We start from the raw sequence: 9,930 nt of genomic DNA, 5'->3' as shown, positions 1-9,930 counted from the left end.
GGCAAAGGCACTGCAGACGAGAAATTCGCTGCGCTGCAAGACGCAGGCGTTAAAACCGTGCGTTCGCTGGCAGACATCGGCAAGGCCCTGGCCGAGCTGACTGGTTGGCCTGTCAAGTAAGCCTCGCGCTTAACTGACGCTTTACCAAACAAAGGCCACCTTCGGGTGGCCTTTGTCGTTTCCGGCATTCGAGGATTTATAGACTTGCCCCCAATTACATGCAAAAACGCGACACGGAAACGTCGCGTATCGGATAGTTCGCCCTCTAACAGTGCGTTTGTGAGCCAAATTCGTTAGGCTAGCAGCCATTTTTGCGTCTGCCGCCCACAAGGCATGCAACGCGCTATACGGGTCAGTCCCATACGGATCGACAGCATTTCCCTAATCCCACAGGGCAATTCCCCTCTAAATTCCGATTCAGTAGTGTGGTATTTCCTTAATGAAAGTTTTGAAAGGTCAGGACATCCTGGCACTTGGTTTTATGACGTTTGCCCTGTTCGTTGGGGCCGGTAACATCATCTTCCCGCCTATCGTCGGTTTGCAGGCCGGACCTCACGTCTGGATGGCCGCGCTGGGCTTTCTTATCACGGCGGTCGGTCTGCCGGTGGTCACCGTCGTCGCGCTGGCCAAGGTTGGCGGGGCGATGGATGCGCTGAGCAGCCCGATCGGCAAGATTGCCGGCGGCATTTTGGCTGCTGCGTGCTACCTGGCGGTCGGCCCGTTGTTCGCCACCCCGCGTACCGCGACCGTGTCGTTCGAAGTGGGGCTGGCGCCGCTGACCGGCGAAAGTCCGCTGGCGCTGTTCCTCTACAGCTCGGTGTACTTCCTGCTGGTGTTCTTCATCTCGCTCTACCCGGGCCGTTTGCTCGACACCGTTGGGCGTTTCCTCGCGCCGCTGAAAATCATCGCGCTGGCGGTACTCGGCATCGCCGCGTTCGCCTTGCCTGCCGGTGATATCGGTAGCGGTACGCCGGAATACGTGGCAGCACCGTTCTCCCAAGGCTTCATCAATGGTTACCTGACCATGGATACCCTGGGCGCGCTGGTGTTTGGCATCGTCATCGTTAACGCGATCCGCTCCCGTGGCGTCGAGTCGCCAGCGCTGATCACCCGTTACGCGATCATCGCCGGGCTGATTGCCGGTGTCGGTCTGGCGCTGGTGTATGTCAGCCTGTTCCGTCTAGGTTCCGGCAGCCACGAAGTCGCGGTCGGTGCCACCAACGGCGCTGCGGTACTGCACGCTTACGTGCAACACACCTTCGGTTCGTTGGGCAGCGGTTTCCTTGCGGTGCTGATCTCGCTGGCGTGTCTGGTGACGGCGGTCGGTCTGACCTGCGCCTGTGCTGAGTACTTCAGCCGTGTGCTGCCACTGTCCTACAAGACGCTGGTGATCATTCTGGCCGCGTTCTCGCTGCTGGTGTCCAACCTTGGCCTGACCAAGTTGATTGCGTTCTCCATCCCGGTGCTGACCGCGATCTATCCGCCATGCATCGTGTTGGTGGCCCTGAGCTTCTGCAAAGACTTCTGGCATGAACACGGCCGTATTCTTGGCCCGGTGATGCTGGTGTCGTTCCTGTTCGGCACCATCGACGCGCTGAAAGGCGCCGGTCTCGCTGACTGGATGCCTTCGCAGCTGTCTCATCTGCCGCTTAGCGAGCAAGGCCTGGCGTGGCTGGTGCCGTGCGTAATGACTCTGGTGGTCGCGGTAGTCTGCGATCGCGTGCTGGGCAAGCGCAGCGAAGCCATTGCCTGACGTTTCCTGACTCGCCACAAGCGGGTCTTGAACGCTTAAACAGAAATGCCCCGTATCAATCGATACGGGGCATTTTTTATGGGCGTCAGGCAGTGTCTTTTTTCCTGAGCTAACGTCGAAGGGTTGCTTAGATTCCGCATCTACATCACAAGGAACCGCATGTCGTTCATCCAAGCCAACCTGATTCACCTGCTCGCCGCCGTCTGGTTCGTCATCTGCTGGGGCGGCTACACCCGTTATGCCACCTGGAAGGCCCGTGATACAGCGTGCCTGGCCAGCGTCCTGCACCTGTATCGCGAGGACTGGATGCGCCGTATGTTGCTGCGTGACAACCGTATCGCCGACGCCAGCGTGATCGGCAACCTGGAGCGCAACGCCTCGTTCTTCGCCTCCAGCACACTGATCATCCTCGCCGGTATTCTCACTGTGCTGGGTGCGTCTGAACGGGCGGTGTCGTTGCTGGCGGACATTCCGATGGTGCAGCAGGCGTCGCAAGGCATGTCGGAGATCAAGTTGTTGTGCCTCGCGCTGGTGTTCGTCTACGCGTTCTTCACATTCAGTTGGTGCATGCGCCAGTACAATTTTGCGGCGATTCTGGTCGGCTCGGCACCCATGATCGGTGAGCGACAAGTGTCCGAGCAGGAGCGCAAGGCCTTCGCGTCGCGGGCGGCGCGGGTGATTTCAATGGCGGCCAACCAGTTCAACTTCGGCCTGCGCTCTTACTACTTCGGCATGAGCATGCTGGCGTGGTTTGTCAGTCCATGGTTGTTCATGATCATGAGTGCCGGTGTAGTCGTGGTCTTGTACCGTCGCGAATTTCATTCCGACGTTCTCGATGTGATGGTCTATACCCCTACAGAGGCGCCCGTCCCCGAGGCGAACAAAGAGGCTGTTTAATGAGTATTCCGTTCTGGTGTGTGTTTATCAGTGCGCTGTTGATCTATATCGCGCGCATGCCGGTGGGCAAAGCCATGAAAGAGCAGGGCGGTTACAACAACCACCTGCCGCGCCAGCAGCAGGCGCAACTGACCGGTTATGGCGCAAGGGCGCTGGCGGCCCACCAGAACAGCATCGAAGCGTTCATCCTGTTTGCCGTGGGTGTACTGATGGCGCACACCACGCAAACCCAAGGGTGGTTGATTGATGCCTTGGCGATTATTTTCGTGATCGCACGGATCATCTACTTGTGGTTTTACCTGGCGGATCTACCCAAGCTGCGCAGCTTGGTCTGGCTGGTCGGCTTAGTGTGTTCGTTGTTGCTGATGATTAGTCCGACTTTTAGAACCGTGTTGCTCTAAGTCGACAGTACCGATAAATCCCAGGCAAAAGAAAACCCGCACTTGGCGGGTTTTCTTTTGTTACACCGAAAAGCAAATTATTGCTTCTTGGCAGCTTCTTCTTGTGCAGCCTGGTTCGATTCAGCCTGAGCTTTGGCAGCTTCGGCGTTTTCTTTCGCTGCGTCGTTCACTTTATCCTGAGCTTTGTTCATGTCCTGCTGAGCCTGTTCAGCATGTTGGTTGGCATCTTGAGCTTTGTCCTCGGATTTTTTATCGCAGGCAGCGAGACCGAGGGAAGCGGTCAACATCAAGGCAATAGCTAAAGTCTTACGCATGGGGTGTTTCTCCTTATGGAAAATAACTACTGGCCTTAAGAACTCTGCGCCGAGGGTTAAGTTCCTCATTTCTTTCAGATATATAAGTTTCTTTTGCAACGGAACTTTTGCTGTTCCGGTTACTACTCAAAACAGGCACTAACGAGAGTAATTATCAAATGGCCGAAAACCCCGTTTTTGAGCGCGCGACGCGTTTTCTTTCGGCATTGCGTCACTGTCAGGTACTGGGTTTGCAGGTGCACAGCGCCTCCAGTGAAGGACTTACAGTGATCCTGCCGTACAGTCCGAAAATCGTCGGCAACCCGCAAACCGGGGTGATTCATGGCGGGGCAATCACCTCGTTGATGGACACGGCCTGCGGGATGTCGACGTTGTGTGTGCTGCCGGTATTCGAAGTCTGCCCGACCCTTGATCTGCGCATCGACTACATGCACGCCGCTGAACCCCACAAAAATGTCTACGGCTTCGCTCAGTGCTATCGCGTTACGACAGATGTGATCTTCGCCCGCGGTTTTGCCTATCAGGATGATCCCGAACAGCCAATCGCTCATGTTGTTGGCACGTTCATGCGCATGGGCAAAAACATTAAAGGCGCCAAGGGTTTCGGCGGCGCCATCAAGAGTGAAGGCCAATGAGCAGCGACTTCAAGGATCAGTTGCAACTGGCCCACGCGCAGGGCGACTACGCGCCGTTGCTTAAGTTGATCCCCTATGCCGGTCTGATCGGTATCGAGTGCTCGCGGGTCGGTGATGAACTGCTGTTCAAGCTGCCGGCGAACAAGGACAACATTGGTAACCCTTTATTGCCGGCGATCCATGGCGGGGTGATTGCCGGGTTCATGGAGCTGGCTGCAGCGCTGCATCTACTGATTTTTACCGGGGCGCCGGGTGTGCCGAAGATCATCGACTTTTCTCTCGACTACCTGCGTGCCGGGCAGTTTCGTGATACGTGGGCCAAGTGTCAGGTCTGTCGTCAGGGGCGGCGAGTGGCCAACGTCGCCGTCACCGCGTGGCAAAGCACAGAGAGCGAACCGATTGCCACCGCCCGAGCACACTTCAAAATCGATGAGCCCTTGAAATCCTGAACACTGCCCCAAACTCAGATGACAACCCGCCGCAGACCATTCAGGTCGCGGCCAATGCCATCTGATTGGAGTTTGATGACCATGAGTGTGGAAACTCAAAAGGAAACCCTGGGCTTCCAGACCGAGGTAAAGCAGCTGCTGCACCTCATGATCCATTCGCTGTATTCCAACAAGGAAATCTTCCTTCGCGAATTGATCTCGAACGCCTCTGACGCTGTAGACAAGCTGCGCTTCGAAGCCCTGGCCAAGCCGGATTTGCTCGAAGGTGGCGCTGATCTGAAAATCCGTGTGAGCTTCGATAAAGACGCCAAGACCGTCACCCTCGAAGACAACGGTATCGGCATGAACCGTGACGATGTGATCACCCACCTGGGGACCATCGCCAAATCGGGCACCGCCGATTTCATGAAAAACCTGTCCGGCGATCAGAAGAAGGATTCGCACCTGATCGGCCAGTTCGGCGTAGGTTTCTACTCGGCCTTCATCGTTGCCGACCAGGTTGACGTGTACAGCCGTCGCGCCGGCACTCCTGCCAGCGAAGGTGTGCACTGGTCGTCGAAAGGCGAGGGTGAATTCGAAGTCGCTACCATCGAAAAACCTGAGCGCGGCACTCGCATCGTTCTGCACCTGAAAGCGGCAGAAGACGAGTTCGCTGATGGCTGGCGTCTGCGTAACATCATCAAGAAGTACTCCGACCACATCGCGCTGCCGATCGAGCTGCCGAAAGAAGTCACCGCAGCCGAAGGCGAAGAAACACCAGCCGTTGAATGGGAAACCGTCAACCGCGCCAGCGCCCTGTGGACCCGTCCTCGCACTGACGTGAAGGACGAGGAATACCAGGAATTCTACAAGCACATCGCTCATGACTTCGAGAACCCGCTGGCCTGGAGCCACAACAAGGTCGAAGGCAAACTCGAATACAGCTCGCTGCTGTACGTGCCGGCCCGCGCACCGTTCGATCTGTACCAGCGCGAAGCGCCGAAAGGCCTGAAGCTGTACGTGCAGCGCGTGTTCGTCATGGATCAGGCCGAGTCGTTCCTGCCGCTGTACCTGCGCTTCATCAAAGGTGTGGTCGATTCCAACGACCTGTCGCTGAACGTGTCGCGGGAAATCCTGCAGAAAGACCCGATCATCGATTCGATGAAGTCGGCGCTGACCAAGCGCGTACTCGATATGCTGGAAAAACTGGCGAAGAACGAGCCTGAGCAATACAAAGGCTTCTGGAAAAACTTCGGTCAGGTCATTAAAGAAGGCCCGGCAGAAGACTTCGCCAACAAAGAGAAAATTGCCGGTCTGCTGCGTTTTGCATCGACCAACGGTGACGACGGCGAGCAGATCGTCGGTCTGGCCGATTACCTGGCACGCGCCAAGGAAGGTCAGGACAAGATCTACTACCTCACCGGCGAAACTTACGCGCAGGTCAAGAACAGCCCGCACCTGGAAGTCTTCCGCAAGAAAGGCATCGAAGTGCTGCTGCTGACCGACCGTATCGACGAGTGGCTGATGAGCTACCTGAGCGAATTCGACGGCAAGAGCTTTGTCGACGTGGCACGCGGTGACCTCGATCTGGGCAACCTGGACTCGGAAGAGGACAAGAAAGCCGCAGAAGAGGTTGCCAAGTCCAAAGAAGGTCTGGTTGAGCGTCTGAAAACGGCGCTGGGTGATTCCGTGGCTGAAGTGCGGGTTTCTCATCGTCTGACCGACTCGCCAGCAATTCTGGCCATCGGCGAGCAGGATCTGGGTCTGCAAATGCGTCAGATCCTCGAAGCCAGCGGCCAGAAGGTGCCGGATTCGAAGCCGATTTTCGAGTTCAACCCGGCTCACCCGCTGATCGAGAAACTCGACGGCGAGCAGAGCGAAGAGCGTTTCGGCGACCTGTCGCACATCCTCTTCGATCAGGCAGCCCTGGCTGCCGGCGACAGCTTGAAGGATCCGGCCGCGTACGTGCGCCGTCTGAACAAGCTGCTGGTTGAACTGTCGGTTTGATCACGTTGTAGAAAAACCCGCTTCGGCGGGTTTTTTCATTCTGGTGTTTAACCAATCAGGAGTCAGAAATGAGCCAAGTTACTGTACGTTCCGTGGTCTATCAGATTGACGGTCAGCCTTATGAAGGTCGTTTGGCGTTTAATGCCGAGCACAAGGACGCGCGCCCGGGTTTGCTGATGGCACCGAACTGGATGGGCGTCAGCGCTGGCGCTGAGGAAATCGCTAAATCAGTGGCGGCCAAGGGCTACGTAGTATTGATCGCCGACGTCTACGGCCAGGCCGTACGTCCGCAAAACGCTGATCAGGCCGGTGCGGCGATGATGCCTCTGAAGGATGATCGTGCACTGTTGCGCAAGCGCATGCAGGCAGCGTTCGAGCAGTTGCAGAAGCAGGGTGAAGCGGCGGTCGATCTCTCGAAACTGGCGGTGTTCGGTTTCTGCTTCGGCGGTTGCTGTGCACTGGATCTGGCCCGTACTGGCGCGCCGGTGAAGGCGGCGGTTTCGTTCCACGGTACGTTGGACTCGCCGAATCCGGCGGATGCCAAAAACATCAAAGGCTCGGTGCTGGTGCTGCATGGCGCGTCCGATCCATTGGTGCCGAAGGAGCAGTTGCCGGCTTTCGAAGACGAGATGAACGCGGCGAACGTGGATTGGCAACTGCTGAGCTACGGCGGTGCCGTGCACTCGTTTACCGATCCGCACGCCAATGTGCCGGGCAAGATGATGTACGACGCGAAGACCGCTGCACGGGCATTCAAGTCGATGCATGACTTGCTGGATGAAGTGTTCAAGGGCTGATTGCCCTCAGATCAAAAGATCGCAGCCTGCCGCAGGCTGCGATCTTTTGTTTCTAATGTTTTAACGCGGCAACTCGATCCGCTCACTTTCCCCTGGCACCGTCGGCCAATCCCCGGCCGCCCACTTGCGCCGTGCCTCATCAATCGCCGCCGGATCGCTTGCGACAAAATTCCAGTTGATCCGCCGAGGCCCGTCCAGTGGGGCGCCGCCGAATACCACGGCGTGAACGTCACTCTCTGCAAACAGGCTCATCTCTTCCCCGGCCGGCAACACCACCAACGCATGCGGCTCGACTGCTTCGCCGTTCAACTGCGCATCGCCGCTTAATACATACAACGCACGTTCCTCATGCTCGGTGGGAATCAGCAGTGTGGTCGCCGTTTGCATCTTCACTTCGGCATACAGCGTAGGAGAAAGCACCGGCACTGGTGATTTCAGGCAAAAGCCTGACCCGGCAATCATCCGAATCTGCACGCCGAGGTTATCGCTGACCGGCAAGGTCGCCGCCGGGTGATGACTGTAATGGCCGGGGCCTTGTTCGTGATCCTTGGGCGAAGCCAACCAGATCTGCAAGCCGTGCATCGTGAAGATCTGATCCCGCAGCGGTGCGGGCGTGCGTTCAACATGAGCAATCGCGCTGCCGGCGGTCATCCAGCTGACATCACCGGCGCTGACCACTTGATCGGAGCCGAGGCTGTCCTTGTGCAGGAGTTGGCCTTCGAACAAATAGGTGAGGGTCGACAGACCGATGTGTGGATGCTGTCGGATGTTCATGCCTTTGCCCGTCGGATAAACCGTCTCAAGCATGTGATCAAAAAACACGAAAGGCCCGACGCTGCGGCATTTGGCTGACGGCAGCGGTCGCAGAATCGGCTGGCCTTCGACGTCTTCGGCGCGCGGGCGGATGATCAGAGGTTGCGTGTCCATGGTGCATTCCAGGCTGAGCGGGTGATGCCAGAAGCATAACCCGCCGCTGGCATCAGGATGGTTATTGGCTGTCGAAGCCTTGTGGGGCGTGGGTTTCGATGCTGACTTCGCTGGTGGTCATCAGCTTGTGGATCGGGCAACGATCGGCCACGCGCAGCAATTCTTCGCGCTGGGCATCAGTGAGCACGCCTTTGAGGGTGAGCGTGACGTGCAGGGCGTATTTGCCTTTTTGCTCCTGGCTGTTGTCGCGTTTCACTTCGACACCCACGCCGGTCAGCGGGATGTCTTTTTTCTTCGCGTACATCTTCAGGGTCAAGGCCTTGCACGCACCGAGGGCGGCGTCGAAGTAGTCGTGCGGCTCTGGCGCCGAACCTTCGCCACCGGCAGCAACCGGCACGTCGGCAAAAAATTCGTGGTCATCGATTTGTACGGTGTGACGAAAACCTTCAGCGGAGACGGTATTGACGGTAACAGTCATGGGAACCTCACTGGCAGTAGGAAAAGTCGTTCGATCAAAAAAGACCTTGCAGTTATAGAGCATTCCCACCGGCGCGCGTTCCACTTTCCTGCGGGATGAACCCTTGTTGTCAGGGCGGGGTCTAGGCTATGCCTACTTGTCGGAGATTACTTGTGTCCCTGTATCGTTTGAGTCTCGCCAGTCTTCTGCTGTTTGCGGGTACTGCCAGTGCCCGCGAATACACCTACAGCGATGCACACCTGCATTACGTGGATTTTTTCCAGGAAACCGCCGGCATGCCGAAACTGCTGACGGCGATGAAAGAAAACTCCATTGAGCACGTGATGATTTCCGGCATCCCCGTGGCGAAAAAGTGGCACGAAGACGAACCCAAGCGTCCGCGCTATTACGCCGGCGATGATGCCGATGCCTATTGGTACAGCGCCACGGATGTGATCGTCGCCGATGCGGTGCAAAAACTGACGCCTGAGCAGCGTCCGTACTTTCATCCGTTTCTCTCTGGCTTCAACCCCAACGACAAGAACTCCGCCGCGCATATCCAGCGCATGCTCGATCTGTATCCGGGGCTGTGGCAGGGCATTGGCGAAGTGTTTACCCGCCATGACGACCTTACGGCGCTGACCTCTGGTGATACGCCGCGCGCCAACAACGAGGCGATGACGAAGATCTATCATCTGGCGGCGGAAAATGATCTGCCGGTGATGCTGCATTCCAACATCACTTCCAAACGTGAGAAAAATCCGTTGTACCTGAAGGAAATCGAAGAGCCGCTGCGTAATCACCCGCACACACGGTTCATCTGGGCTCACGCTGGCACTAGCGCGGAAATCCATCGGCATCAAACACAACTGGATTTTCTCCTGCCGACCCTCACGCGCATGCTTGAGGCGTATCCGAATCTGTTCATCGACTTGTCGTGGAGCATGCTCTCGCCGTATCTGCTGGACGAACAGGGCCAGCCGCGTCCGGAATGGTTGGCGCTGGTCAAACGTCACCCTGAGCGCTTCATGATCGGTTCCGATGTTGTAGGGCGGTTCAACAAGCTCGGTAAGGAAATGCACAGCTTCAAACCGTTTCTGGACGCTTTACCCGAAGACGTAGCGTGCAAAGTCGCAAAAGATAACTTTCTGGCGATCTTGCCGCGAACGGAGCTTAAGTCCGGCAAAACCACGCTGAATCGTTAATGCCGAGTGTTCGAAGTATTAAGGCCTTTTGATATCACCTTTTGGTCTTACGCAAATTTCAGCCGGGCCGATACCTTCTAAAGCAACCAGCTGCAGGGTTGATGCAGCG

At 57.0% G+C, this 9,930-nt stretch carries 11 protein-coding genes and 1 pseudogene; 9 read left to right on the top strand and 3 right to left on the bottom strand.

The genetic code is table 11. The features are described 5' to 3' along the window. The 4 genes and pseudogenes from ACIOVB_RS17975 to ACIOVB_RS17960 form a co-directional block, all read left to right on the top strand. Window positions 1–120: pseudogene (locus tag ACIOVB_RS17975) on the top strand (succinate--CoA ligase subunit alpha); the annotation flags it as partial. Between the two features lie 319 nt (window positions 121–439). Next, window positions 440–1,753 (top strand): branched-chain amino acid transport system II carrier protein, encoded by a 1,314-nt coding sequence (gene brnQ / locus ACIOVB_RS17970; protein WP_401269941.1) that lies wholly within the window; start codon window positions 440–442, stop codon window positions 1,751–1,753. Between the two features lie 159 nt (window positions 1,754–1,912). Then, window positions 1,913–2,650, top strand: a complete 738-nt coding sequence (locus tag ACIOVB_RS17965) for a DUF599 domain-containing protein (RefSeq protein WP_401269938.1) — start codon at window positions 1,913–1,915, stop codon at window positions 2,648–2,650. After that, window positions 2,650–3,051, top strand: coding sequence for an MAPEG family protein (locus tag ACIOVB_RS17960; RefSeq protein WP_187677439.1), 402 nt, complete (start codon window positions 2,650–2,652; stop codon window positions 3,049–3,051). Before ACIOVB_RS17965 ends, ACIOVB_RS17960 begins: the two co-directional genes overlap by 1 nt. Before the next feature lie 77 nt (window positions 3,052–3,128). Here the strand turns inward: ACIOVB_RS17960 and ACIOVB_RS17955 are convergent, their stop codons facing one another. Then, entirely contained in the window at window positions 3,129–3,365 is a 237-nt protein-coding gene (locus tag ACIOVB_RS17955) for a hypothetical protein (RefSeq protein ID WP_007962865.1), read from the bottom strand. A 158-nt stretch (window positions 3,366–3,523) separates the two neighbouring features. Between ACIOVB_RS17955 and ACIOVB_RS17950 the strand changes: the two genes are divergently transcribed. The 4 genes from ACIOVB_RS17950 to ACIOVB_RS17935 all read left to right on the top strand — a co-directional run bounded on the left by ACIOVB_RS17950 (window position 3,524) and on the right by ACIOVB_RS17935 (window position 7,232). Then, window positions 3,524–4,000, top strand: a complete 477-nt coding sequence (locus ACIOVB_RS17950) for a PaaI family thioesterase (protein WP_401269936.1) — start codon at window positions 3,524–3,526, stop codon at window positions 3,998–4,000. Further along, the gene (locus ACIOVB_RS17945) at window positions 3,997–4,449 is read left to right on the top strand and encodes a PaaI family thioesterase (RefSeq protein WP_187677441.1); all 453 of its coding nucleotides are present in this window, start codon (window positions 3,997–3,999) and stop codon (window positions 4,447–4,449) included. Before ACIOVB_RS17950 ends, ACIOVB_RS17945 begins: the two co-directional genes overlap by 4 nt. Window positions 4,450–4,530: 81 nt before the next feature. After that, window positions 4,531–6,435, top strand: a complete 1,905-nt coding sequence (htpG, locus tag ACIOVB_RS17940) for a molecular chaperone HtpG (protein WP_401269933.1) — start codon at window positions 4,531–4,533, stop codon at window positions 6,433–6,435. 68 nt (window positions 6,436–6,503) lie between these two features. Beyond that, on the top strand, window positions 6,504–7,232 hold the full coding sequence (locus ACIOVB_RS17935) for a dienelactone hydrolase family protein (RefSeq protein ID WP_187677443.1): 729 nt from the start codon (window positions 6,504–6,506) through the stop codon (window positions 7,230–7,232). A gap of 60 nt (window positions 7,233–7,292) precedes the next feature. Here ACIOVB_RS17935 and ACIOVB_RS17930 read toward each other — a convergent pair whose 3' ends face one another. Both ACIOVB_RS17930 and ACIOVB_RS17925 read right to left on the bottom strand, forming a co-directional pair. Next, window positions 7,293–8,159 (bottom strand): pirin family protein, encoded by an 867-nt coding sequence (locus tag ACIOVB_RS17930; protein ID WP_401269930.1) that lies wholly within the window; start codon window positions 8,157–8,159, stop codon window positions 7,293–7,295. A 61-nt stretch (window positions 8,160–8,220) separates the two neighbouring features. Further along, on the bottom strand, window positions 8,221–8,637 hold the full coding sequence (locus ACIOVB_RS17925) for an OsmC family protein (RefSeq protein WP_401269927.1): 417 nt from the start codon (window positions 8,635–8,637) through the stop codon (window positions 8,221–8,223). 128 nt (window positions 8,638–8,765) lie between these two features. Here ACIOVB_RS17925 and ACIOVB_RS17920 point away from each other — a divergent pair, with 128 nt between their 5' ends. Next, complete coding sequence (locus ACIOVB_RS17920) at window positions 8,766–9,821, top strand: amidohydrolase family protein (protein WP_401269924.1); 1,056 nt, start codon at window positions 8,766–8,768, stop codon at window positions 9,819–9,821. Window positions 9,822–9,930: the final 109 nt, after the last annotated feature.

The organism is Pseudomonas sp. NPDC087639 (genome assembly GCF_044743385.1).
In the GTDB taxonomy this organism is placed as follows: Bacteria; Pseudomonadota; Gammaproteobacteria; order Pseudomonadales; family Pseudomonadaceae; genus Aquipseudomonas.
Note: the sequence above shows the minus strand (reverse complement) of the source record. Positions and strands in the feature narration are given on the sequence as shown.